Source organism: uncultured Paraglaciecola sp. (assembly GCF_937123705.1).
In the GTDB taxonomy this organism is placed as follows: domain Bacteria; phylum Pseudomonadota; class Gammaproteobacteria; order Enterobacterales; family Alteromonadaceae; genus Paraglaciecola.
On the sequence record NZ_CAKZKO010000078.1, the window covers coordinates 1 to 23,895 of the forward strand.

General features: G+C 49.4%; 36 protein-coding genes. 5 read left to right on the plus strand and 31 right to left on the minus strand.

Features of this window, described 5'->3' with window-relative positions; genetic code table 11:
* Positions 1-64: 64 nt before the first annotated feature.
* The 11 genes from Q0688_RS11315 to Q0688_RS11365 form a co-directional block, all read right to left on the minus strand.
* Entirely contained in the window at positions 65-631 is a 567-nt protein-coding gene (locus Q0688_RS11315; RefSeq protein ID WP_299076280.1) for a DUF5565 family protein, read from the minus strand.
* Positions 632-637: 6 nt separating this feature from the next.
* On the minus strand, positions 638-832 hold the full coding sequence (locus tag Q0688_RS11320; protein WP_299076283.1) for a hypothetical protein: 195 nt from the start codon (positions 830-832) through the stop codon (positions 638-640).
* A gap of 102 nt (positions 833-934) precedes the next feature.
* The gene (locus Q0688_RS11325; protein ID WP_299076286.1) at positions 935-1,189 is read right to left on the minus strand and encodes a hypothetical protein; all 255 of its coding nucleotides are present in this window, start codon (positions 1,187-1,189) and stop codon (positions 935-937) included.
* Positions 1,190-1,195: 6 nt separating this feature from the next.
* On the minus strand, positions 1,196-1,378 hold the full coding sequence (locus Q0688_RS11330; RefSeq protein WP_299076289.1) for a hypothetical protein: 183 nt from the start codon (positions 1,376-1,378) through the stop codon (positions 1,196-1,198).
* Positions 1,379-1,382: 4 nt separating this feature from the next.
* Positions 1,383-1,727, minus strand: coding sequence for a hypothetical protein (locus tag Q0688_RS11335; protein ID WP_299076292.1), 345 nt, complete (start codon positions 1,725-1,727; stop codon positions 1,383-1,385).
* A 201-nt stretch (positions 1,728-1,928) separates the two neighbouring features.
* Complete coding sequence (locus tag Q0688_RS11340) at positions 1,929-2,261, minus strand: helix-turn-helix transcriptional regulator (RefSeq protein ID WP_299076295.1); 333 nt, start codon at positions 2,259-2,261, stop codon at positions 1,929-1,931.
* Between the two features lie 7 nt (positions 2,262-2,268).
* Positions 2,269-2,460 carry a hypothetical protein gene (locus Q0688_RS11345; RefSeq protein ID WP_299076298.1) on the minus strand — a complete coding sequence of 64 codons (192 nt, stop codon included), beginning with the start codon at positions 2,458-2,460 and terminating at the stop codon, positions 2,269-2,271.
* Between the two features lie 4 nt (positions 2,461-2,464).
* A complete protein-coding gene (locus tag Q0688_RS11350; RefSeq protein ID WP_299076301.1) occupies positions 2,465-2,644 on the minus strand; it encodes a hypothetical protein in 180 nt (59 codons plus the stop codon).
* A 12-nt stretch (positions 2,645-2,656) separates the two neighbouring features.
* On the minus strand, positions 2,657-2,857 hold the full coding sequence (locus Q0688_RS11355; protein WP_299076305.1) for a hypothetical protein: 201 nt from the start codon (positions 2,855-2,857) through the stop codon (positions 2,657-2,659).
* Positions 2,858-3,298, minus strand: a complete 441-nt coding sequence (locus Q0688_RS11360) for a hypothetical protein (protein WP_299076308.1) — start codon at positions 3,296-3,298, stop codon at positions 2,858-2,860.
* A 12-nt stretch (positions 3,299-3,310) separates the two neighbouring features.
* Positions 3,311-3,958, minus strand: a complete 648-nt coding sequence (locus Q0688_RS11365) for a recombinase family protein (RefSeq protein ID WP_299076310.1) — start codon at positions 3,956-3,958, stop codon at positions 3,311-3,313.
* A gap of 129 nt (positions 3,959-4,087) precedes the next feature.
* Here Q0688_RS11365 and Q0688_RS11370 point away from each other — a divergent pair, with 129 nt between their 5' ends.
* Genes Q0688_RS11370 through Q0688_RS11390 form a run of 5 tightly spaced genes read left to right on the plus strand, consistent with a single transcriptional unit; the run spans position 4,088 to position 5,715 of the window.
* Complete coding sequence (locus tag Q0688_RS11370; RefSeq protein WP_299076314.1) at positions 4,088-4,396, plus strand: hypothetical protein; 309 nt, start codon at positions 4,088-4,090, stop codon at positions 4,394-4,396.
* Positions 4,397-4,418: 22 nt separating this feature from the next.
* A complete protein-coding gene (locus Q0688_RS11375) occupies positions 4,419-4,694 on the plus strand; it encodes a hypothetical protein (protein ID WP_299076317.1) in 276 nt (91 codons plus the stop codon).
* Between the two features lie 16 nt (positions 4,695-4,710).
* Positions 4,711-5,175 carry a hypothetical protein gene (locus Q0688_RS11380; RefSeq protein WP_299076320.1) on the plus strand — a complete coding sequence of 155 codons (465 nt, stop codon included), beginning with the start codon at positions 4,711-4,713 and terminating at the stop codon, positions 5,173-5,175.
* Between the two features lie 31 nt (positions 5,176-5,206).
* Positions 5,207-5,446 carry a hypothetical protein gene (locus Q0688_RS11385; protein ID WP_299076323.1) on the plus strand — a complete coding sequence of 80 codons (240 nt, stop codon included), beginning with the start codon at positions 5,207-5,209 and terminating at the stop codon, positions 5,444-5,446.
* 35 nt (positions 5,447-5,481) lie between these two features.
* Complete coding sequence (locus tag Q0688_RS11390; protein WP_299076326.1) at positions 5,482-5,715, plus strand: hypothetical protein; 234 nt, start codon at positions 5,482-5,484, stop codon at positions 5,713-5,715.
* Positions 5,716-6,091: 376 nt separating this feature from the next.
* On the opposite strand, the gene Q0688_RS11395 is transcribed toward Q0688_RS11390, so the two are convergent.
* The 20 genes from Q0688_RS11395 to Q0688_RS11490 form a co-directional block, all read right to left on the minus strand.
* Positions 6,092-6,505: a hypothetical protein gene (locus Q0688_RS11395; RefSeq protein ID WP_299076329.1), complete on the minus strand. Its 414-nt coding sequence runs from the start codon at positions 6,503-6,505 to the stop codon at positions 6,092-6,094.
* The gene (locus Q0688_RS11400; protein ID WP_299076331.1) at positions 6,502-7,509 is read right to left on the minus strand and encodes a hypothetical protein; all 1,008 of its coding nucleotides are present in this window, start codon (positions 7,507-7,509) and stop codon (positions 6,502-6,504) included. The genes Q0688_RS11395 and Q0688_RS11400 overlap by 4 nt, the downstream gene beginning before the upstream one ends.
* The gene (locus Q0688_RS11405) at positions 7,506-10,829 is read right to left on the minus strand and encodes a hypothetical protein (protein ID WP_299076336.1); all 3,324 of its coding nucleotides are present in this window, start codon (positions 10,827-10,829) and stop codon (positions 7,506-7,508) included. Before Q0688_RS11405 ends, Q0688_RS11400 begins: the two co-directional genes overlap by 4 nt.
* Positions 10,830-11,026: 197 nt before the next feature.
* Positions 11,027-12,661 (minus strand): hypothetical protein, encoded by a 1,635-nt coding sequence (locus Q0688_RS11410; protein WP_299076339.1) that lies wholly within the window; start codon positions 12,659-12,661, stop codon positions 11,027-11,029.
* A gap of 79 nt (positions 12,662-12,740) precedes the next feature.
* Positions 12,741-13,139, minus strand: coding sequence for a hypothetical protein (locus Q0688_RS11415; protein ID WP_299076341.1), 399 nt, complete (start codon positions 13,137-13,139; stop codon positions 12,741-12,743).
* 2 nt (positions 13,140-13,141) lie between these two features.
* A complete protein-coding gene (locus Q0688_RS11420; RefSeq protein ID WP_299076344.1) occupies positions 13,142-15,169 on the minus strand; it encodes a hypothetical protein in 2,028 nt (675 codons plus the stop codon).
* Positions 15,159-15,425, minus strand: coding sequence for a hypothetical protein (locus tag Q0688_RS11425; protein WP_299076346.1), 267 nt, complete (start codon positions 15,423-15,425; stop codon positions 15,159-15,161). Before Q0688_RS11425 ends, Q0688_RS11420 begins: the two co-directional genes overlap by 11 nt.
* A 71-nt stretch (positions 15,426-15,496) precedes the next feature.
* Positions 15,497-15,829, minus strand: coding sequence for a hypothetical protein (locus tag Q0688_RS11430; RefSeq protein ID WP_299076349.1), 333 nt, complete (start codon positions 15,827-15,829; stop codon positions 15,497-15,499).
* Positions 15,820-16,269: a phage tail tube protein gene (locus Q0688_RS11435; protein WP_299076352.1), complete on the minus strand. Its 450-nt coding sequence runs from the start codon at positions 16,267-16,269 to the stop codon at positions 15,820-15,822. Before Q0688_RS11435 ends, Q0688_RS11430 begins: the two co-directional genes overlap by 10 nt.
* A gap of 6 nt (positions 16,270-16,275) precedes the next feature.
* Complete coding sequence (locus tag Q0688_RS11440; RefSeq protein ID WP_299076355.1) at positions 16,276-16,635, minus strand: DUF3168 domain-containing protein; 360 nt, start codon at positions 16,633-16,635, stop codon at positions 16,276-16,278.
* Positions 16,632-17,051 (minus strand): HK97 gp10 family phage protein, encoded by a 420-nt coding sequence (locus Q0688_RS11445; protein WP_299076360.1) that lies wholly within the window; start codon positions 17,049-17,051, stop codon positions 16,632-16,634. The genes Q0688_RS11440 and Q0688_RS11445 overlap by 4 nt, the downstream gene beginning before the upstream one ends.
* 13 nt (positions 17,052-17,064) lie before the next feature.
* Positions 17,065-17,331 carry a hypothetical protein gene (locus Q0688_RS11450; RefSeq protein WP_299076362.1) on the minus strand — a complete coding sequence of 89 codons (267 nt, stop codon included), beginning with the start codon at positions 17,329-17,331 and terminating at the stop codon, positions 17,065-17,067.
* A complete protein-coding gene (locus tag Q0688_RS11455) occupies positions 17,321-17,662 on the minus strand; it encodes a head-tail adaptor protein (protein ID WP_299076365.1) in 342 nt (113 codons plus the stop codon). Before Q0688_RS11455 ends, Q0688_RS11450 begins: the two co-directional genes overlap by 11 nt.
* On the minus strand, positions 17,659-18,198 hold the full coding sequence (locus tag Q0688_RS11460) for a head-tail connector protein (RefSeq protein WP_299076370.1): 540 nt from the start codon (positions 18,196-18,198) through the stop codon (positions 17,659-17,661). Before Q0688_RS11460 ends, Q0688_RS11455 begins: the two co-directional genes overlap by 4 nt.
* Positions 18,198-18,383: a hypothetical protein gene (locus Q0688_RS11465; protein ID WP_299076373.1), complete on the minus strand. Its 186-nt coding sequence runs from the start codon at positions 18,381-18,383 to the stop codon at positions 18,198-18,200. Before Q0688_RS11465 ends, Q0688_RS11460 begins: the two co-directional genes overlap by 1 nt.
* Positions 18,384-18,417: 34 nt before the next feature.
* Complete coding sequence (locus tag Q0688_RS11470) at positions 18,418-19,719, minus strand: phage major capsid protein (protein WP_299076376.1); 1,302 nt, start codon at positions 19,717-19,719, stop codon at positions 18,418-18,420.
* 125 nt (positions 19,720-19,844) lie between these two features.
* Positions 19,845-20,507 (minus strand): HK97 family phage prohead protease, encoded by a 663-nt coding sequence (locus Q0688_RS11475; RefSeq protein WP_299076377.1) that lies wholly within the window; start codon positions 20,505-20,507, stop codon positions 19,845-19,847.
* On the minus strand, positions 20,479-21,717 hold the full coding sequence (locus tag Q0688_RS11480) for a phage portal protein (protein WP_299076380.1): 1,239 nt from the start codon (positions 21,715-21,717) through the stop codon (positions 20,479-20,481). Before Q0688_RS11480 ends, Q0688_RS11475 begins: the two co-directional genes overlap by 29 nt.
* A complete protein-coding gene (locus Q0688_RS11485; protein ID WP_367179791.1) occupies positions 21,714-23,213 on the minus strand; it encodes a terminase large subunit in 1,500 nt (499 codons plus the stop codon). Before Q0688_RS11485 ends, Q0688_RS11480 begins: the two co-directional genes overlap by 4 nt.
* A gap of 160 nt (positions 23,214-23,373) precedes the next feature.
* On the minus strand, positions 23,374-23,895 hold a 522-nt coding region (locus Q0688_RS11490), incomplete at its 5' end, for a phage terminase small subunit P27 family (RefSeq protein WP_299076382.1).

Consider the following 23,895-nt stretch of genomic DNA (forward strand, 5'->3'; position numbering starts at 1 on the left):
TTGTGAGCGTGGCACGCGACAAGAGCAGCCTGGAGCCGGGCACTTGTGTGTTGTATCCGTCATGCTATTTAGACTCCTTTGTGACGGGCCAGTCAAAGCCAAAGTCACGACGTTTTATCTTTGCCATGCGCCCATCAGGGTGATGCCACACAACGCCCTCAATTTCTTCGCCCTCTAACCAATCGCCTATCTCTTTCAACCCAATGAATGGACAATCAAGTACCTGTGCGTAATCATGTCGTAACAGCTCATGAGTGGACGATTTTTCGGGATTACCTTGAATCTTAGGGCCAACTAGCTCGTATGTGCCGTCAGCCCTTGCTCCGTCCTCGAAATGATTCCATGCTTCCATGTGCCATTTGTCCTCATGAATAACCGGCACCCATCCAGTGCGTTTACCGGTTACCTCGTCGAAAGTTTCTTGTATAAAATCTTGTGGCGGTGTTTTCCCCTTTTTTACTTCTCTACGTTTATAGAACTTCCCATTACGCACAAGGCAACTTGTGCCGTCTAGCTTTCGAGTGGCTACACCTTCGCCATTAAAAACCCACAAACAATCAGGATGACACTCATCGATCAGACTGCTCATATTTTCAGGGTTGCGCTTGAATATCGTTGGTATTTTCTTCAATTTTATTTACTCCTTTGCGGTCTTCTTGGCGGCTAGATACTGATCGTGAGATTTAGCAATGCTGGAAAAACGCGCCTCATTATTGGTCAGTCGTTTCTTAAAAAATACGGACGCCCGCAAAGCACTCAACATTAGAAACCTGAGAACTATATTGACGGCCTCCACAAAATACAGTCTCAGTGCTATTAATAATTTTTTCATGATCGCTCCTTTATCTTCAATATGGTGTAGGTATCGGGAATCGAACCCGTTGTTGTATCAGCGCTGATACTCACTTGTCCACAAGTACCCACATGATTGCTTTCATCTACCGTTGTGCTGATCAAGCCATGTGTTGTGCAAATCCACTATATGCTTAGCGGTGACACGAAGCTGATCAACATCTGGCATGTGTTCGTTATCTTGACCGATGTCGGCCAGCAGTGATTGATCTGCTATAACTTGTCCGACATTGCCATCAGGACTGCCCGCTAAGATCATTAAATCGACGCACGACGATGGAAACCAAGGAGGCCCAGATAGATACCATTGTTGATCTATGTACTTGTCATTGCTCACTTGTAATCACTCGTTTATGTTGGGTTCTGTTTCGATAGGTTTGAAAGTCACATTCACACCCGCAAGATCGGAGGCATCTGCCGGATAAGTGTAAAACTCATAGTGCGCGTCGTGCCCTAGCGGGATTTTGCCGCAAGAGCCAAGCCAGTAATCAAGCGCTGCTTCTATTTCATTTCTTTTTATTTGCATAAGATCACTGCTCCTTTACGATTACTGCGTTGTCTGGCAAAAGGTCTTTGAAGTTATCCGGCACATCGCCACGGTGCCAAACATTATTCGACTTGATGACTTCACCGTCATGCATCTTGAACGTCCAGACATCACCACCATGACCGAGCATTCTCTTGTCTGCGTTTTCAACGTAAGGACAAGCAAACCTTGCAACTCCATCAACAATAACGTGGCTGGATTTTTCTTCGACAACTCCAAACCAGAACCCGCAATTAAAACAGGCATCGTATTTGTCCATCAATGCTTTTGAACTCCCGCCATAATTGATCGGGTAATCACGTTTACCGCAATGGCTACACTTGCTCATGATTCTGAAGTCTCCTTCGTGTGTTCTTTGAACGCTTCAATAACCCTTGATCGAAGATCGTCGGCGCGTTTGTCTCGCGTCTTGCGAACGGCCGAAATTCCTTCTCGCCTGTCATATTCATCGCTCCATATGAGCGATCTGCTTTCCTGAGCATCGTCGTATTCTTGTAGCAGAGCGTCGAACTCTTTAACGTTCACAGGCTCACCTCTTTGTGTTAATCAGCACATCAGCAATCTGACGCACTTGTCGCTTGATGTTCTCGTCAGCTTTCAGATAAACGTGATTGATAAATGCCTCGTCGCTTGCAGTTGACTTGCAGTCATCGACACCGAGCAAGTATTCGATTGTCACGCGCAAAGCAGATGCTATCCGGTATGCTTTCATAGCCGATGGTCGTGCTGACTCCTTGCCGCTCTCGATCTCCCAAATGTAAGACTTTGACGATCCGGTCATCTCTGCCAACTGGTCCAGCGTCAGCCTGTTCGCAGTGCGCAACTGTCTGACGCGAATACCGAACGTGTCTGTAGCGCTCATACCGCAGTCACTCCTTTATAAGTTTGGACAACGCAAAAACACGATCATGAATAGCGCCGCTGGGAATATCGTAGCTGTCCAGTATGTTGTGGGCACCCTTCAGGGACATATCGTTATTCTGCCCCGCCGCATCTTCCAACGCGGCAACACGATCCAAAAGGTTTTCAACAACATCCTCTATTTTTACTTTCACCTTCATCGCGTCAGCTCTCGTTTGTGTTGATTGCTTCGATCGCCACAGCCTTGTCACGCATAAATTTCCGAATTAAAGATTGATGAGCAGCCATTGATACTACGTCGTCGCCCAGCTCATCAAGAATACGCAAAAGGTTGTTGCCTTCTTCCTTGATATCAATCAGTGCTTGTCTTTGCTCCGGCGTCATTGGTGATTCTCCTTAATGTTCCTTTATGCCGTATACCGGCGTTACCCAGGCATCCCAATTGGCACGCCCTTCACTTAGCGCTCTGAGTAAATTATTTTTGCTAGTGTATGCGGCCTTAGTCATGCGGACTTTGCCGTTTGTTGCATGATGTTCGATCCCATACCAACCGTGATGCGGTTTGTGATAATGTTGAATTTTTCTCACCTCATCCACTCAAGCACCCTCCTTTGTGTTATCAGGCACAACAACAGACCAGTCATCTGGGCCACGCCACTCAATAGCGTGCTCATCACAAGATCCTGCGCCCACCATGACTGTCGGCTGCATATTGTGTTTAGTGAAAACAGCATCAATCGCAGCCTTCAGTTCTTTATTCAGATCGCTGTGGTTGTAATCATGCTTCGCAAACAATCCGTCGCCAAAGCCCTCCTCCCCAAGCTCGTCGTATGCCTTTTCGTCCATCTGTTCAATGATATCTATGGGCATATAGTAGCTTGCAGGCTCTTTGACAAAATCCGTTTCGTAAATGACAAACTTTAGTGGCAGCTCGACATCTTCACCGTGAAAGTCATCGGCGCGATCACGGACAGCCTCATCAAGATCATGATATCGGAACATCTCACCATCAATGCTGTACATTGTTTCTTCAGTCATCGCTGTGTCTCCTCAACGTTTTTTGGTTTTGCGCTTTGATCGGGCTTTCGGTTTGGCCTTAGCCAGTTCTTCTTCATACTCTTTCAAGCGCCGACCGATTGTATTTGTTGATACGTTGTACTTGTCCGCAACAAACGCTCGGGTCTTTCCTTTTTCATGGATCAGCTTCCAAACTGTAGGCATGTCCTCTGGCTTTAGCTTGTAGTCTCTGCCGAATTTAACGCCTCGCTCTAAAGCACTCTGGATGCCTGTTTTGGTGCGCTGCACTCCTATGTTTCTCTCGAACTCAGCGATTGAACCCATGATGTGTATCAAGAGCTTTCCCCCTGGGGTTTCAGTCTCAATGTTATCGGTGATACTTCGGAACGCCACGCCCTTAGACTCCAGCTCCTCAAGTATGTCGAGCAGGTTTCTGATTGATCGGGCAATCCTGTCCAACTTCCAGACAACAAGCGTATCGCCCTTGCGCACCATGCGCATTGCCTTTGCTAACGCGGGCCGATTCTTTTTCGCCCCCGACATATTCTCACTAAATATATTGTCTTCAGGGACTCCGTATTTAATCAATGCTTCGATCTGCATCTGCGCAGACTGGTCGGCGGTTGACACCCTAGCGTAGCCAATAAGAGTTACGTCGATATTGTTGTTTTTCTTCGTCATGTGCGGCGAATCGTGTAAGTTGGCCGAAGCATAGCACAGGCTGTTGTAAATAGTTTGCACAAAGGGGTAGTTTGCGTGATTTCTATGGTATAGTTATCTCACTGAAACAAACAACGGACAGATCAATTCATGAGCGCAGTAACTCTCTATCACGGAACGAGCGAAGAAAATGCCGACATGATTCGTGAGTCTGGGTTCATCGAGGGGCCTGTGTTTTTGACACCATGTAGGGATGACGCCGAGGAATATAGCGATGGTGGCGAGGTGTTTGCCGTCAGCGTGAATTCGGATATTTTGGAGATAGATTTTGATCTCCCCGGTGCCAAAACTATGAAATTTGACGATGCCAAGGCATATAAAAACGCCGATTGGGATGATATCCATGACGCCCTGGCTGACGGTGTTTCTGTCGCTATAAATGACAACGTTTCTATATAAAACACAAACCCCGGAGAACAACATGGAAAAAGCAATCGACATGTACTGGCATCCTACAAGTCAGCCGTGGTTCTCAGGCAATGATGTAGGCACCGGCATTCTCGCAGGCTCCGCTGATCCTCACGGCGCTATCTGGGTAGCTGACATGGCCGATATGCACGAGCATCTACAGGATCATCAGCCCATGCTCGAATCAGAAGCACACGACCATGTTGTTGAGTTGGCAGCGCACATTATCGAAACTCACAATGCTTGGCTGGATGCGAAGAAAGACGCCTTCCCACCGACTGCAACGTAAACCCCCAACAGACCTCATGAAAGAAATTAAATACCCAGCAGACCACGAATGGCACGTAAGCATCAACAAGCACGGCGATACCACCAACCGGGATGAAATGCGGTTCATGTACGAGGCCAAAGCAATGGGGCTGGAAGTGCCACGTATGGCCAGGCTGTTTAAACTGGAGCGTGAGGGCAAGCTGTCAGGAACGCACCAGCAGTGCTCTCACTCCAAGCCGGAGCAGATTCCAGACAATCACTTGTCATGCTGCCTTGGCGCCAAGTGTGCTGAGTGTCCGCACCTAAAAGCATTGGACGGCACAGCGCGATCTGAGCCTGAAGATATAGACCAGATGAAAGCATGGACTTGCGCTGCTCACATCGTCTCTGAAGGTGGCGACATGGCTAATGAGGGCTATCTGCTGACTGTTTCAGATCGGATGTTCTGGGACAATGTGCACGAAAGTCTTGCGGCTGGTCTCGCTGACGAAAACACTTGATTAACACTAACCCCGCTTCGGACAAAAACGAATGGACATACAAACACACCATAAAGCCGAATCTCTCATCCGCAAAATTCGTGATTTGGAATCAGAACAAGAGCGACTCACTCTATCTATCAAAAGCGAACCGGATGCAATTAAAATAGGTGACCGATTCTCTATACTTAAACGGACTGATTCCGCCGTGTTCAAAAGCGTAATTGAGTTTATCGAAAACACATACAAATCTAGATTATCTGAACTGGAAAAAGAGTTTGAGATGCTCTAGAAAATCAGACCTATCACAAACCCCAGGTAGGAACTATGAGCACTAGAACATTTATCGAAATAAATCACGATTGCGCTCGCGAGCTTAGAAACTTGGATATGTCGCAATTCATTGATGCCGTTGTTAATGCTCCAATCAATGCAAGCATTAATTCTGGAAGCACAACGGGAGTAAGGCTGCACAGTGGAGTTCGAGTTATTGGGCGCAGGCACCACACGACCAGCGTATCAATGGAGCTGGGCAGCCGTGTTATCTATTCTGAACGCTAATCCCACGCGCCAAGTGATTGATGAACAACAACCCATTAGACTGGACGCCTGAGCCCACCGGCAATACTCGATACTCTCGAATACTGGCAAGGCTGGACGAACTAGCCGCTCGTCATCCGGACAATCTGAGGTTTTGCTCCGTCGAGGGTGGCTGCGCGTGTAGAGGGTGTGTGAATGCTGTCTGTACTGAGCGTGAATTCGAGCTGTACAAATCTGGTGAAATGCGTCGTATTGTCGACAATTAGCTAGGTGAGAATGCAAGCAAGGACATGAGCAGGAGCTGTTAACACATCAACACCAAGCCCGCCTATCCTTTCTTAACGAAAGCCACTAAGAAAGGATATCGAAATCACCAGGCTGGTTGTAATATTATAAATCATGATTTCAGCAATTCCCGAAGCTCAACACGTGCATCCTCTTGAGCTAGAGTATCCCGTCTAAGAGCGACCATGATGGCCTCTGATGCTTCCAATGGCGTACATCCACACCGACGTACCTCAATCTCAATAAAATCATGCCTGAGCGCGTCGTACGGCTCGCCCGCTAGTATTTCACGCGCTTGAGTGGCTTTTGTAGCGTAGGCAATACTTGATTTCATTGCCTCAACATCCATTAGCCGTCCACGCTTAACATCCGCTGCATCATGCGCTATTGCATCTAATGCGTTAACAGGATCGAGCGAATAGACAAGCGTCTCACCAGGCTGTGTTTCTGTGTACCCAGTACCGCGACCAATGCATTTGCCTGTGGCATCGTCATACAGCATCCATCCGTCAGTTGGTTTGGTCATTGGCTGGCCGTTATGTAGTCAATCACGAACATATCTAGCTCTATATCTTCAATACCCATACGATCAACGGTTGAACTAATATACCCGTCAGCGGTTGATATTTGAGTGGGCTCGGTGAATGGCAGAACCTCTGTTTGACTGTAATCGTGCAATGCTCGAAATTCAGTTGATCCATCGGCAAATACTGTTTTGTTATCAACACTAACGGGGGCAGCGGAGAGCGTGAAATAATCATACGTTGTATTGGGGTTGACTCTACGCATTTTGATGACAATACCGACCGAGGCCGCCAGCCTTCTTGCATCTGCGCCACCAGCTTTAAACTCTACTGCTCGACCCGTAATAGCGCCTTTGAGTATGTTTTTAACTAACTGTCCTTTTCGGATCGGCGTCTGTACAGTTTTCACGTACCGGAAATATCGAACAACCGGTCCATCGCCACTAATGCCTTGAGCAACTATTTCATTACTCAGGCCCGATGTCCATAACTGACTACCTTGAATGCCCAGATCATACGGCGTTGAATAATGATTTCGACACTCAACTGAGCTTATTGTGACTTGCCCAGATGCGGCTCTGACAATCAGCTCAAACGTAATATAGTCAATACCCAGATTGTCTGGGACTGGCTCCACAAATACCGCGTCCGTAAATGTGCCTGATTGTTCGGAATACCAAGCCCGAGTACCTTTTGACTCAGGATCGGAATCCCATACCTCAGTATCTGATGTTGAAGGAATGCCACCGCCTAATTTAAACCCACGATGACGAACGGCTATACCTTCAAATGCCGGATTCCCGACAGTCAGTGAGGAGGTTAATCTAAGCCGAGTTTTCATCGAAGGACTGCCACCATTAGGCATTAACGGTCTGTACATCATGCGATTACGGGTCGATGCCCCGCTGGCGTCTATCTGGTAGGCATAAGAGCCACCCTCACCGGCACCATCAAGTAGTCTAGCCCACGCAACATCGGCTTGTTCTGGTAGCTGCAAGAGACTCATGCGGTTTCGTAGGTGAAGTTGAGTTGAGCCTGTGTGCCTGCCGCCGCGTTCTGCGTATAGACGCTTGCCATCTGCCCTGCGTTGTTATCGTTGGTTGATGGGAATGTGACCGAGAAGGCCCCTCCTGCACCGACTGTAAATGGCAGTACCGTAGCGTCTGCAAGGGTTACAGTTCCACCTCGGCCAGCGACGATAACTCCTCCGCCATCATCTTGATAAGCAACACCTGTAACCGTTCGGCCTTGGCTTGAAAGTGTTATTCCGGTTGTCGGATTAGTGCCACCACCCCCGCCACCTGTTGATCCTGTATTGCTGGTTTTGCTGTTAACCGGCGCTAAAGCATCATCACGAGTGAACAGCCACAACTTGTCACCAGCGCCCGAGCGAGCGAAGGATAAGTCTTCGATCAGATTGGTTCCCACCGGTACTTGACTCTCACGAATCAATATGTCATCAGAGTTCTCGTATAAGATCCACTCTGTGCCGTTAGATTGGTTAAACCATATAGTCCCGTCAGGCTCGCCAACCGGCCTTGTTGGGCTAGCCACAATCTCAAGCGAATTGTACTTTCGTTTACCCGCTATCAGCGCATCATAGACATACTCGAAATCATCAACACCACGAACGAAATCACGCCAACCTGCCTCGGTTAGTATCCTGAATAGTGCATCATCTTGATTGGCGTCCAACTCGGCTTGAGTGATCCGCATGTCGCCCAAGTTGGCGTTACTTGGGTCAACATCTGCGACAATGATTCTGACCCTGCCGTCGCGCTGATTGGAAAAGAACTCTGATATTTGGCTGCCAGTCGATTGCTGCTGTACATTTTCCGGATCTGGGGTGTAGGCAATTCTAACTACCGACTCCCAAAGGTTTGCCCTCTCGGTCGCAACCCTGTCCGTTCTGTAGTTGCCAGGATTTCCAAGTCTGATCGATGCGCCAAATCTGGTCGATATACCCGCTACCGACGCATCCCCTGGATAGGCCTCAACGTTCAATTCATTAAGCAGCGGCCTGGCATGGTTGCCGTCAACCACCCACAGCAAAGAACCTGGCATACCAGGACCACCACGAGCCCCTCTGATAACAACCCCACTTCTTACGTCAAGCCCATTTTCAGGACTGGATGGCCTGCCATCCAAAATAATCCTACTAGCAGCGCCGCCCCAGGAAACGATCAGCAGACCACCGCCAGCGACCCCTCCATTACTGCCGGTGATGTACTGAGTCGTTGGGTTTCGGTTTGTTGAGCCACCCGCGGATAGAGGTCGTCTATCCGGATCAGTATGCTCTGATGAAGGCCCACCAGGGCCAGCAGTGCCGCCCAGATCGGATGGCAGGCCACCGAGGATTCCATTATTGACGTTTAACGCTGGGTCTGGTGCGCGTGCGTAGAGACCTCGCGTGATATTTCCTGTCTTGCCGCCAGTAATCTTAACTGAGGAGGCCGAATAAACAGTCTCATCGCTCGATAAATACGAAATATAAACGATCTTGCTATTCATCGACGCTGTTGAGCGTGAAGACAATGCATAGCCAGAGTCGCCGGAAGTCGCTCTAGTGGCTTGCGTACCACCAATCCCGACCGCGTGATTGGAGCGCCCTGTCAGATCCAACGTGGCCTTACAATCAAAAGGCCCAAATACATGCAAACCAACCATTGGCCCAGTGCCAGAAAAGCTGACATTCATCGACGACGAGAATTCCAATCCCGTACCTGGATTGTCATCATCGACGTAGTAATAATGTTCGCCCATAGCTAGCGTGATATTGCCTGTTGCAACACCTCCGACAATTGAGATACCGGGAAGCGTTGCGATATTGATTTTGCCGCGCTTGTACTCCGCTATCTCGAGATTATGCTGTCTTTGCGATGCCTGTCTCGTGGATTGCACGTTCAGCGATCCAGATAGCGTGTAGGTGGTCTTACGCCGGGTCCGGTTATACCTACTGGCCATGATCAGCATCGTGCGGCTAAGCGACTTCACGGCTCCATTAGCATCATCTCTGACATTTGGGAAATTCACGGTTGGCAGGTAGCCAAGCGGTAGGCCGTTGATATGCGATTCAACAATCAGGGATTGTTTTTCGTAAAAGTAGTTATCGCCATACGTCGCGGCCAGCTTCTGCAGCTGAGTGCTGGTGTGGATGCCTGAACGTAGTCCCTTGAATGTGAATTCCTTGAGCTTTGTGCCCGGAGGGATGTTGTTATGACTCTCGGACTCTTCATCGTGATACACGACGCTTGATTGCGCTTTACCCTCGCTCTCATTCCAGTCGTAGCCGATCTTGAACGATGGGTGGATATTCTTTTTTACATGCTGCAGCCTGAGCTGATCCAGATTCGAACAATTACTCTCATCCAGCACAATCTCGCCCGCAGCAGCATCTATCGGCGTCTGGCTTGATGTCCACGTCAGTCGCCCACGCCCATCAGTTGCCAGCACAGCGCCCATAAGCGCCAGTACCTCACGCTCATAGAAGTCACGGCACTTTTGCTTTGCCGATATCTCGAAACGAAGCTTTAGTGGCGATGAGTAGGCCGCGAATGAGGGTTCATTGATCCAGCGTATATCCTCGCCAACGTGCCAACCTTTTGGCAGCGGCCTACCGTCAGCGGTTTGACCCGTTATGAGCATCTTCGGTATATCGGTGGCATTCTCATGCAGCACCACAAGGCTTTTGATCTCAGGCCCGTTTCCGCTGGTGGTACTGGCCGGCACCGCTACCTCAACGGCTGTGGTGTCCAGCTGCCCACGCTTAACGCCTGTGAACGTGGCAACACCGCCAACATCCTCGAAAGCTGTGTACCAGAATTTCTCTGCACCGATCTGAGCATAGGCTCCAGTCTCCTCGGCGTTCTCCAGGTACCAATCCTTTGTCTCAAACAACTGCTGATAATCAGGGATTAGAGATACAGGCAGCGTGGTCTGAATATCCTCATTTCCAGTGCCGATACCGGTCTTCAATCGCCATGTCAACGGCTCCCAAATCGTGTCATCGATCTTGCGATTAATATCGGAGGTTTCAAGCGTAACCTCGTTGTACGATCGAGAATGATTCTGGATTATTCCAGTATAAACGGGAGGTGTGTAGGCGGGGTTTGGAGTTTGATCAACATTCAATTCGTTATGATCAATCAGCTGCCCAAGCTCGAACTCGAAATCCTCTATCAATCGGTTGTAACTACCCTCGCCGTTCAGATTCTTATCTGAAAATAGATCGTTTAGTTCATCGTCAACATCAACAATCACATAAGTGGTTGTAGGCGATGTGGATTTGCCAGTGATAAAACCAGCATTCCTATTCAAGTCCGGCATAGGAGAATCGGCCAGGCGGGCTTTGAGGTACGACGCACCAGCCGGTAATGAAGGTATTGCGTCGTCATGACTGACGATGTACACGACCTGACCAACTGCGAAGGTAATGCGCAAGCAATACCGAACATCAACGGGCAGTTGCTGGGCAATCGCCGCCTCAGTGCCTATCTGGGTAATGGAACCGCTATAAACCGTCATCAGATAGGATTAATGTCGCAGTTAAATGTGCGCTCAGTCCTTGTGCCAGCCGCTGTATTGATCGTCATGGCCATGGTGCAGTGGTATTGATCGCTCGGGCCTTGAATGACCAGTCCTGCACCCACGGTCCATAAATAAGTGAACTTACTGGGGTCTGCAGGAGTGCCGTCTGCATTGGGTGCTAAATCAGCAGGGACAGTGAAGCTATGGCCCAATACACCCTCTGGCTGGGTGTCAAGAAATGTATTTTGTCGAACTGGGATTGGCGCTGTGGTTGCTACTTCTGGTACTCCTCCCCCTGTTATGACATCCGTGTTATAGGCGTTAACAGGGTGTTGATCGGGATTGTCAACAGCTAACGGCGCCTCATAGAAATACTCAATTTCCATTTCCGACTTGCCAGGAAACTCACCGACATTAGAAGCGTTCGCGCCTTTGAGTGCATTGCGAACGTAATCACGAACAAACTTCCCTTGAGAGGCAAAGTTGCTGAGCATAAACCACTTCATGTAACGATCAGAATTGTCGGCGTGCTTCTGCGTGCCCAGCACAATCCCCAGCCCATTGCCGTCTAACGCAACCTTGTAATCTTCAGCTGCATCTTTTTGATAGATAGGAAGTGGATTTGCAATAAACGATGGTGTGTTTATCACATGAGTATAAGTATCGCCTATATAAAAACCTATCTTCCCAGGTGTAATATCAACGCCATAGGTAGTCATTGTAGTTCTTACATCAAAGCCTAAATTGGTGGGTTGATCGTCTTGTAGTTTTTGCGTTCCATCATGCCAATGAAGTGTCTGAGCGGCGACATAGATCGAGTTGGAAAAGTTCTCGTGAGCATCTGCCTCCTCAAGAATTCCGTCACCGTTAGGGTTTCCAGGCATATGCGTATTAGTGCCCGATGGGAATGGTTCGTCGTTTATATCAGTGCCGAATATAATTGCGCGAAGCTTCCAGACCATTGCGGCAAAATGCGCTTCAATCTGTCTGATGTCATCAGATGTACCAGAGCCGCCAGATGGTGATGTGCCTCTAGCTTCTGTGCGCCCAAAAGACTGTTCTCGCCTACCAATGTTCGATACCATTCCAGACAGATGATCAGCTGGAAGCGCATCAAATCGAACAACGCCACCTGAATTGCCAACGCCGCCTGAATCCCAGCCCTCATTGACGGGAGCCCAATCTGCTGGCGGTCCTGATGGGAATCCATTCGCTGAAGTAAACCAACCTTCTTGCGCTTGCTGCCCTCCAGGTATCGTGTAGTAACCTTTAACCCTGTACTGTAGTTTTTCCGCCGCCGTGGTCGCCCGACTGTGTATGACAAGATTACTGCTGCGAACCTCGTAGGCTTGAAAGTTCGAAGGGTTGGGCGTGAATCCTGATAGGTAGTGTTGCGTTTCTTGGTTTATTTGAGCTGGCACCAGATTCGGCCCCTCACCCCAGTAAACGTTGACGCCCTGTGCATAGAATCCAGCCTTTAACGCTTTGAGCTGAGATTCCCGCGTAGCCGACATATCAATAACATCGGTTGCAACTTTGCCGGTAAAATCTTCATACCAGCTTTGCGTCTCGTCAAATGCGGTAAGCGCAAGTTTCTGCTGCCCAACAGCAATATTGTCCCAGACCGGCATTTATTGATTTCTCATTGAATTTATTACGCCCACAAAAAAGCCCGAATTAACGGGCTCTTTTCGAATATGTATTGGTGTGTTAATCAAACACCTCGATAGGCATGCTCAGGATGTAGAAGCGGCCCTCTCGTGTTGGCTGAATACTCTCAGCGGTACACAGAACTTCGAGATAAGACGCCTTATGGCCTGGGTGACCCTGATTATCGAACTGCATGTACTCGCGCCTGCCTATCGATTCAATCAACTCATCAAGGTTGGGCAGTTGTGATTCAGGAATCTTGCAGAACGTCACAGAACCTGTCTTTTTGTCAGACACGTTGGTAGCCCGATAGCTTTTCCTATCCATGGCGTAGGACACCGGAGAATTAAAGCCAGTTTGTAACCGTGGGAAGGTCTTTATCGTCAGCTCGATCGTTAGCTCCAGACCTACACGCGATATATCGACCACATCGCTATAATTGGTGAACGTAATGATCATTTTTAGTTAAACACCACTTCGTATTCCGGGATCATGTATCCGTCGCGCACATTTCGCGCTACCGCTTCGTTGATCGATTGATCTATCTGGTCCTGTGATGCCCCCAGAGCCGGGTAGACGTGAACAGTGACGTTCTGCTGTGGCTCTGGCTGGTCAACCTGTGTTGTGGTGGTAGCGCTTGGCGATGCTGTCAGGATGCCAGTTGATGTCGGCACCGATGGGGCTGACGCTGCACCGCCGAATTGAGCACTCTTGATCTTCACGATCTGCGCTGCACCCACAAGGGCTGTTTTGGCCGCTGCAATGAAACTGGCAGGCGGCGGCAGCTTGAATGCAGCCGTAATACCTTCTGCAATGTTGACAACCGCGTTGGCTAGCCCCACAGCCTTATTGATCTTGAACCACGTCTTAGAGAACGTACCCAGTGTATCCAGGGCGCTCCCAAACTCCTGTACGCCGATCTTCAATCGATCAGCAGTGCTAGCCTTGTTAAAATCGGTCCAGGTAATCTGGAATTGCTCATTTGCCGCTGATTGCTGACTGAAAAACGATCGCATATCATCGTTGATCGTCTGGTTTGCAAGTCTTGCGGCCTCAACACGCGAATCCTGATAGATCTGGTATTCACTACGCAGTGCAGCAATCTCACCGGACTCTGCTGTCACACCAGTCTCAGGCTGCACGGTAATTAGCTCCACAGGGTCAATCGTTGGGGCTTTTATCGGTGTGTTCTCAAGAGCGCCGAACTGCTCTGCAGCAACCTTTGTAGCATCTGACACCGCTAGCAGGCCTTTGCCTAGCTCGCCCACAAGCCCTGTCACGTTGGATACAGCATTGGACCCAATACGGTCATACTCACCGTAGTCAACCAGCAAGAACTCAACCTCTGTTCTTTGCGCCTTTAGTTTCTCCAGTAATGTGTTTTTGTTCCCCACCAGATTGCCGATACCCGGCGTCTCAAGGAACTCGATTTGCGACTGAAGCTTATCGTACGCCAGAATCGTTTTATCGACAGAGCTGAGCGAGTCGTCGAATATTCCTTTGTAATAATCGAACGTGGTCTTGACATATTCAGCAGTCGACGCCACAGCGGCACCCGCCAGGAACCCAAGCTTTCCACCGAACAGATAACCGATCAAACCACCCGCCGCAATCTCGGGCTTGCCATCAATGAATGTGAGCAGACGACCTGCACCGCCTGCCAGTGCCGACACCCCTTTCAAAGAGGACAGAACAAGCCGATCCATGTTCACCTGGAACCCGCCTGCCTGTTTTGCTGACTCAAAAAGCTGTTGAGCCACGATTGCAAGTGGTTCAGCAATGGATACAGTGATACTTTGCTTTAACCCTCGAGTAACCAACCCAATATTGGCAAAGGCATCATTGGCAGCCTCCACCTTGGCAACATCAATGCGAGATAGTGAGAATCCAACCGCATCAATATCAAGTCTTGCCTGTGTCAGCGCATCGCTGGTTAAATTAACAAGACCTACGCCCTCGGTATCAAATATCTTGAACGCCAGGCGCACCTTGTCCGATTGTGCGGGTATTTTCTCAAGCTCTGCCAGTATCTTCTGCAGTGCCACCTCTGGTTTAAAGCTTGCCAGCTGTGCAGCATCAAGTCCGAGCTCCGCTATCGCTCCACGTGCCTCACCCATGCCCTTCGCAGCTTCTGCCAGGCGTCTTGTCTGACGCTGTAGAGCTGTATCGATCGTTGTGAAGGCAAGCCCTGCCTTTTCACCGGCAAACCGCACAGCCTGCAGCCCTTCAGTTGTCGCGCCCAACTTATCAGCTGTTTTGCCCAGACTGTCGATCAACGGCGCTGTGGACTTGTAGATCGCACCAAAGGCCACCGTAATACCGGTTACAGCCGCTGTAGTGCCCTTGAATGCCGTACTCGCACGATCACCAATTACGGCTAAATCTTTCTGCCAGGTCTGTGCTGACTTTTTGGATCGCTTGAATTCTGTGCGCAGCTCGGCTGAGTCCGCACCCAGCTTTATAAACAGCGATGCAAGCTTAATTGCCATTCGCAGATACTCGCTTTCGTTTCTTAGCCATAGGAAACATCGCTTTCATGTGATTCAAAGATTCATCTGGGGTCATTGCCGTTGTGTGCTTGTAAAGCCAAAAGGCAGGACTGGAGGTTCGTTTGTCTCTGAAATTGTTGGCACTGCCCGCAATGATGTTGGCGGCCAGTATTGCGAAGCGCTGCTCCTCACGTTCAAATCCAAACGGCTCAACGCGGTTGTACTTAATCCAGTCCTCAAACTCACCAGGGCGCATCTGGTCGATATCATGGACAGTGCAACCCAGTGAAAGCGCTAGACGGTGCTTGAATATCTGTCGGGGACTGGTTAGGACTCCCCCGCCTCGGTACCGCCGTGCAATCGGTTGACGTGCCCGATAATCTCCTTGATCACACTCTTTTGTGACGATTCAAAGAACATGTCGACCTGCTCACGAGTCATCGTCGCGCCGTCATCGTCAGTCACTGTGGCCATAAACAGAAGCTTGGTACCCTCCTCTGTTAATGCCTCACCACTTTCATCCTTGTTCTCATCGAATAGCTTCGTGAGCTCGCCATTACGCATCTCTCGCATCTTGATCGACTCGCCCTCAAGCGAGTCGAGCTTCACGTCGTGCGTAATCTCCCGGCCTTCGACCAGGGTTGCAATACTTAACCCCACGCAGGCTCTCCAGATAGCTCAATACTCATAGATCGCGTGATCTTGTTGTCATCATCAGATGATGGTGGAGTATTGACGTTGTAACCGTTGATATTCGCGGAAAAATCAAGCTTTGTAGCCGCCAGATCCGACCACTGCATGCGAAAGTCATCAGTATCGGTTGAGACAAACTGAGCCCACATCGCGTCCTGGATGGTGTCGCCTGCTTTCCAGTTGTAGCCGATTGATGAGCTACCACCGTTCAACTTGCCGTTTTTATAGCCCGTATACCAGCCATTGTTTGCAGCATCGTCGTCATCGCAAGACGCCGTGCCATGCGTGAAAGCAAACTGAGGGAATTCAGTGATACCACCCAGTGCTTTGTAGGTGTCATCGGCAGGATCTTTCCACAACAACGTGGCTCCTGTTGATGTCTCTACACCACATTTATTTAGTGCCATTTGTACTTACTCCGAATAGTGAATGATTAAGTCTGACGATTGATAATGCTGCTCGACTTGCCCGTCATACAAGTCCTCTGGGCCATCTATCTCAACGGTGTATATACACAATTGATCATGGAATCCTGTCTTCTTTAACGCCACATTGGCAGCTTTGGCCAACGTGCGCCCTGCCGTGTAGTCCTTACCGGCATATACATCTATCTGCCAGCGATCCGACATCGCGTCCGTGTCACTATCAATCGCTTTATCAATGCCAGACACCTGTTTAAAAACGATATACGGTGTGGAGCAAGCAGGCGGCGCTTGGCCACCGTATGTGGCAGCCAATGCAGACAACTCTCTGTGCAGGTATTTCTCTATCACTTGAGCGCTCGCGTTATTTTCTTAAGCATCTGCGCTTTGAACTCTTTGATGAACCCCAGGTGGTGATTGTCGAATGCTGGGCGTAAGAACGGCTTATCACGCTCTACAATCTGCGCATAGTTTGGAGCCTTGGCACTTGGCCCCAGACCACCCTCGATCTTGCGAGCTCCACCGTTGGTCGTCACGCGTGCAGGCCCGAGACGAAACTCAGCCTCACTAAAACGAGTTCGTTTAGGCTCAAGCTGCAACCTGATGTAATCGCGCAAGTGATAACCATCAGGACCATCCGGATCTGATAGGTCATAGGGCACTAATCGCTTTGCAGCCTCAATCATGGGCTTTGCAGCTGCTCTGATCGATGCTCGAGCAATGCGAATCTGGACCTTTTTATCCAGCTTTCTGAGCTGGCGATCCAAATCCTTTAGCCCATCAACCTGTAGTGTCGTTTTCACTGTCTACAGTATCGAGCACAATATCTGCACCATCAATCGGTGCGAACTTCTGCATGGTGTAAAGCGCCGCAAATCTTGGCATCTTCAATTCCATCTTGTCGGATTTGCCGTCTTCATAAGTGGTTGTCACCAACACAAACCACTCTTCCTCGCGCTGGAATGATTCAACGGCCTCTTGGCTTGAGCTTTTGAGCTTGACACCCTCTGACTCGGATAGTTTTTCTACAGCTTGATTAATGTCCATAAGTTCTCGTCTGGTTTTCGGATTCTGCAGATATTTGTATCTGACGGCCTTCGGTTACAGTGATTGCAATAATGCGATAGGGCTCTGAGTTAAAAAGAATTCGCCACTCGGGATTGATATCCCCATCACGCAAGATGAAAAGGTGAGTCATTTGATTAAATCGTTTCTGCAACGCATGAAAGACTTTGCCGCCTTGGTCTTCCTTGTCACACCGACGACTTAGAACGGTGTTCCACGTGCGAGCCTGCCCACCAGCATCGTCAGGCGTGTCTACAGCCTCTTGAAACTGAATCTGGTAACGCAGTCGTCCTGCCCTGAGCCTTGTTCTCACGCTTTGTAGTTCCGATACTTGAATATAAGCGAATCAACTCCCTTTGGTATCTGCGTGGAGTTGACGCCTGTGATCGTATCCTCTCGATTCTCATAGAAGTGCGCCGCTAGCATGTACACAGCCAGTTGCAGCGTCTTTGGTGGGTCCACAACAACCCCTGCAACATCCCCGTACCCAGACACTGCATCAATCACTATTTTCGTGGCCGATGGAAAATCATCGTGCATCAACTCACATCCACGAAGGGTGTAACCGGCAAGCGTCTGAGTTGCGTTCTGACTGTCCGTATAGGTAATCGTTGTAATAATACGAATTGGGGCCAGATCCAGATAATTATCATCAAATGAATCCATCTGATAACTAACATTAGCCAGATTCATCACCCTGCGTGTTACATCCTCAACGTACTCGATTGCCGCATCAAGATACAACTGTATCAGCGTGTCATCATCGGCATGCTCAACTTGCATGTGACCTTTAAGATCAGCAAGTGTGAACAATGGCGCGCCTATGCGTTGAGTGATTTCTGAATACATCAGCTTTTAGTCTTTGGCGGCTCGATGGATCGGTTTTTTGGAGGCTCTTTCTTTTTCACTTTGGCCTTATCGACAACACCAAATCGCTCGGCGCGCTCAACCTGCTCATCTGTCAGGTCATGCTCGCCTGGAGACAAGGTGATAGTAGGGCTTAGGCAATACGTTCTATTGATTTTAACGATCATAAGGTTAGGAGCCGGTCTCCCGGCTCCTCTCCATTTAGGCCATTTCTAGAACTTTAATGGCAAGTGAATCGGTACCCATAGCGCCTACACGCTTCGTGGTGTAGAACATCACGTAAGGCTTGTTGGTGTACGGATCACGAAGCACTCTCGTACCAATGCGATCAACGATCAGGTAGCCACGTGCAAAGTCACCGAACAGAATGGCTTTTGAACCAGCGCCAGCGGTGATATCAGGCACGTTTTCGTTCTCGAGCATGGAGTAACCCAGCAAACGATCAGGTACACCTTCCTCAAGGCCAGGACGCCACAGGTAATTACCGTCAGCATCCTTGAGCTTTCGGATTGCAGCGATCGACAGATTGCTCATCATCCACCGGCCATTACCTCGATAGGCAGGTCGTGCAGCATGAACAAGATCAATCAGGTCATCTCCACCCACGGTGCCAGCTGCTGCAGCGGTGCGAGCCTCTAGCGTGCCGAAAGGACGTGTACCGGCCTTATCAGTAACAGCGGCTGTTGCATAGTCCAAAATGCCCTTGGGCTTATTGACACCGTTGCCGTTTGTGAAAGCATCGTTCTCCTGCTCTGCAAACTCGATTGCCACTTCCTGTGCCAGCCATGCTTCTGCATCGAAAAAGATATCATCCAGCGCCGTCTGTGTAGAAGCAGGGTTGGCATAGATCTCACCCATGAAAGCAGGCAGCTGAGCAAGCTTCGGAGATTCAGTCTCAGGGCGTCCATCAGTCTCACCCACCCAGCCACTGGTAGCCTTGCCAATGTTGACAAGCTTCTTATAGTCAGGTGTTGAGACCGTCGTGGTCGCAGCAATCTGGCGCATAGGATTGGCTTGTCGGGCGTACTCGATAATGGCACGGTCGATTTCTTCAGGCACTGCAAAGCCACCGTCCGGATCAAGCAACGTGTTTGTATTCGTCGCCTTCATGTGCAACTCTGCAAGACCGTCATCACGACCTTTGCGCAAGAACTGACCGTATGCCTTGGTATAGGCCTCTACATCCGGGTTATCAGAATCACCAGCGTTAGGCCGTAGACCTTTCTTTGCCAGTTCTTCAAGCTGCTTTTCGAACTCTTCGTTCGCAGCCGTCATCTCAGAGATTTGCTTTTTCTCCTCGATACGCTCTGTCTGGATCTTGTCCAGGTCAGACTTGATACCACTGAGCTTGCTAATTTCAGTGTCGTATTTTGCAAGCTGTTCTTTTACATCTTCACCGGATTTACCTTCAGTTTCCAGTGTTTCGACGCGCTTCTGTACGGATTTGAACTCTTCAACCGCACCACCAAGCTCGTCAATGGTTTTACGCAGTGCTGCGTCCATTGTTATTACTCTCTATTAGTGATTGGATGGTCTGAGATAACCCGCAAACATCGCGAAAGCTGGCTGTGCGTTGACCTGTAAGCACAAGTACATTCCGATCACCATCGCGGCAATCGGCAATACAATTAGTTGGACTTTATTCGGGCGATAATTCCCTCAAGCTCGGAGATCATGCCCTGTTCCTCGTCAAGCATCTTGTAACCACCGGACATGAACTTCTTTGATTGACTGGTAGAGAATCCGATTTCTCTGAGTGCGCGCTCAACGTGTGATGCCTTTGGTGTATCACCACTGAGTAGCGCTGACTTTACAGATTCAACCTTTGCATCCGGATTGGCCGCGAACGTGACGAAGGAATTCTCCCACAAATTAAGATCGGTTAACAGGTAATCACCATCACCCTCGGTGTCATTCTTGCGGATGCCGTTCTCATAGATTGAAAAACCGATTGATATACCCGACAACTGCTTGCGCTTGATCAGCGAGTAGGCCTTAGCAGCCTCTGGAATGCTCTTGTCGTCCTTGTAAATAACGCCTTCAATATACAGACCTTTGTCATCCTCCTTGAGCACCGTGTGTTCACCCACTATCTCAGCAGAGTTATGCTGCAGCAATAGCTTGGGCATCGTCTTTGCGGCCTTGTGCTCTGCAATAGTGCGCTCGAACGCACCCTTGACTACCACGTCACCGTAGCTGTCGACCACGCCAAACACACTAGCGTATCCGGAGAACTCCCCGGCATCGCCAATCTCCTTGACTTCAAACGCTGTTTGTCGTTTTTGTATCATCTGGTATTGTCTCTTGTGGCGCATTTGCATCGCCAAGGTTTAGCGGTCGTAGAAGTACATCGTCACCGTCAACGCGATCCATGTCCTCAAGCTCTCTTGCCTCTCCAGGTTTCATGTAAGGACCACCCACCGCCATCTGATAGACCTTGGCCCGTGTCTCGTTATCACCGCGTAGCAATGCCTGTGCGCTGATCTTCGGATACTGTGACTCGTCTGCAGGATCCATCAACTGCATCTTGATTGCTGATTCCCATAGCTGAATCCATGGCATCAATGTGTGGTCGACAAACTCGCGTGACTGGTGCTCGATGTTTGAGAACGTTGCATCCTTCAACGACTGAATCATGTGGGGCTGGATTCGCCAGATGCGACATATCTTTGCGATCGCCGCATCCGACACATCGGCCCACTGTGAATCTCTGGCCGAGTAATCCATCTTGACATACTCAAGCCCTTGCTCAAGAAGTGGTGTCTTTCCAGACTCCACTGCATCGTTCAAAGTATCTTTTAAACGATCGAACTCCTCCTTACTCAAAGATTCCATCTGCGGCAATCGAAATGCACCACGAGCCTGATTCCCACCTCTGAACAACCCACCACCAAACTTATCGATCGCCATAAGCATTGCGATAGCATCCTTACCCATACTAATCGGACTGTCTGACATCCAACCACGAGGACAGATCGGCCCTCTCAAGTGGAATATGTCGCGCTCATCGTAGTCAATGTACTTGTACTTTTGTCTCAGGTCAGGCGTCACCCGATACGTGATTGAGTAGTCTTCATTCTGTTTCGGCTTGCAAGACGCTGTAGGGATTGGCGTCAGCTGCAATGGCTTGTTACCCAGCCAGGTAATGTGTGCATACGCATTGCCCTGCCATGCACAGTTGAACGTCATCGATCGTTTAAACTCTAAAGGCGATTGAAAACTGTTAGGTTTCTGGGACAAAACACGGTAAACCGCAGACTTTTTATTAACTTCCCGGCGCTTTCCAGTACGTTTGTATACGTTTAAGGGCAGCATTGACATGCTTTGTGATAGCACATTCACACATCCAAGCACCTCTGGAACCGCCAATGCACCTGCATGCGTGACATCAATGCCATTGGCACTGGCCACCAAAGAAGCGCGAATCAACTCCTCTATCTGATCAGGCGTTGTTGCACTCTGAATCGAGCCTGATTTGACGCGCCAAGGGAACAATCTCACAATGATCTAACCCCTCTGGAGCGGTAAACGTTCTCGGCAGGTTCTTCGAGTTCAATGCGCATGTTTGCACCCACACCCATAATCAGTGCCACCGGGCCATCAATCTTGTTTTCATAACCTTCCTTCACTGGTTTGTTTGTCTCCCCGCCGTCTGTAGATTTCGCAACCACATTGCTCATCATCCAGGTCATTATCGGGTTGGCGTTATGGAATAATCGTTTTGTGTAGGTAGCTGTTTGAACCTCATCCATGGCCTCTGACATATGTGAGGCACTATTGGAATACGGCTCCATCAGTATGTTTTTATTTTCAAGATTTCTAGCAAATTGCAGCGCCTGCCACTTGTCGTAAGGGCTGGCCACGAAGTTGTAAATCGCCTCGTCTTCGAGAATGTCGTTTTCAATAACCTCAAAATCTATTTCTTCACCATCGGTTGGCGTAAGCCATCCATCAGCAACCCATGGTGCAAGCTGGTTCGTTCTATCATTCTCTATCGTCTTCTCAGGCAGATAGAACTTTGGAAACACGTAGTAGTAAAGCTTGTCGGTCTTGACCGGGAACAATCGCAGGTAGCAAGCAAAGTCACGCTTGGACGCCAGATCCACTGATCTTATGCAATCCATGCCCTCAAAGTTCTTGATATCAAGCGTTTCGTCCTCGCATTTATTCCACTTGAGAATATTCAGCCATGCCGTCTTTGAAGCAACCCATAAATTCAGGTGCTTCGTTTTAAAGGCGTTTGTCTTCGATGAGTCATTCATCGCCTCGTCTTGCATGGCGAACAGGAACTCCTCGCTGACCGACACACCGATATTCGGATTCGCTTTTCTCAAAGCCTCTCGCGATGTCCAATCATCATCAACATCCATCTGATAGATCAGCACAAACAATCGGTCGTTGACTACAGCACCGGAGACAACCTTCTCAGCAGCCTTCTGCTGCTTGTAACAAGGCCCGCCAATCGTAGAACCTGCTGTTGTGATCGTCAGCAGTAACGGCTGTTCACGTGAGCCCATGCCCGTTTTAGCCGTATCGTACATATTGTCGTTCTTATGCTCGTGCCGCTCATCCAATATAAAGCAGCTTGGGCTGGCCCCATCGCCCGGATCACCGATAACAGGCTCAAATCTGGAGTTATCATCGGGTAAAACCATAGTTTTTGCGTTGACCTGAACCCCACACTCGTGCATATAGTCTGGTGTTTTCTGCGCCATGATCCGCGCCGGCCTATAGACCTCCCAAGCCTGACCTTCACTGGTCGCACCACAGTAAACCTCTGCACCGTTCTCGCCATCCATAGCAAACATCAGGTGTCCTACAGCTGCGGCCCATATAGATTTACCACTCTTACGAGGTAAGCAAGCGTAGACCTCCCAGAATCGACGCTTTTTGGTGACATGCGATCGCCAGCCGAATATGCAACATGTCATGAACAGCTGGAAGCGCTCCATGATAAAGAACTTGCCGCGCCACTTACCCTTGGTGTGTACAAACATCTGGATAACGCGACAGCACCGGGTAGCCTCTTCTGGATCGAAATAGAATTCCCAGTCCTTTTTATCCAGGTCGTCAAGTTGACGCTGACACGCCAGCTTGATTAGCTTGTTCGCCAGTAACTTGCCGGAGACTACATCCTCCGCGTACTCTAGCGACTGCTTAACTAGCGGATGCTGGTCGTAGCTGGCCGAATGATTTTGGTTTTTCAGAATCTTGCTTGCCTACATTTATTCTAGTACGGCTTGCAGGGTCCAACCCAAGCTGTGCCGACAATCCGCGCAACTCTCTGGACGCTTCCGCGACCGCAGTCACTGCAGGGTTCTTTTTGTATTCGCCCTTATCGCTGCACATCAGAATTCCGTAATGGTCGACCTCTGTCTGGGCTTTGCAGAAATTTGCGTAAGTAACGCAATACTGCTCAAGCGCGACCAAATCAGAATTCTTGAGCACTCGCGCTTTGGTTAAAATCGGCTCTAGTTTCTCCCAAGTCAAAAGCGCAAGCCCATCCAGGTGCTCAGGCGCTGGATATGAATCGCTGGACGCGAACTCCGGCTCCTGCTCGACCTCTCGACTTGGCCTGAGTGTGCCTTTGGCCTTTTTTACTGATGTTAAAACTGGTGGTTTTGGCATTGTGTCAACCGATTGTCGTAAACCTCTGAATGGGATGGATGAAAAAAAAGC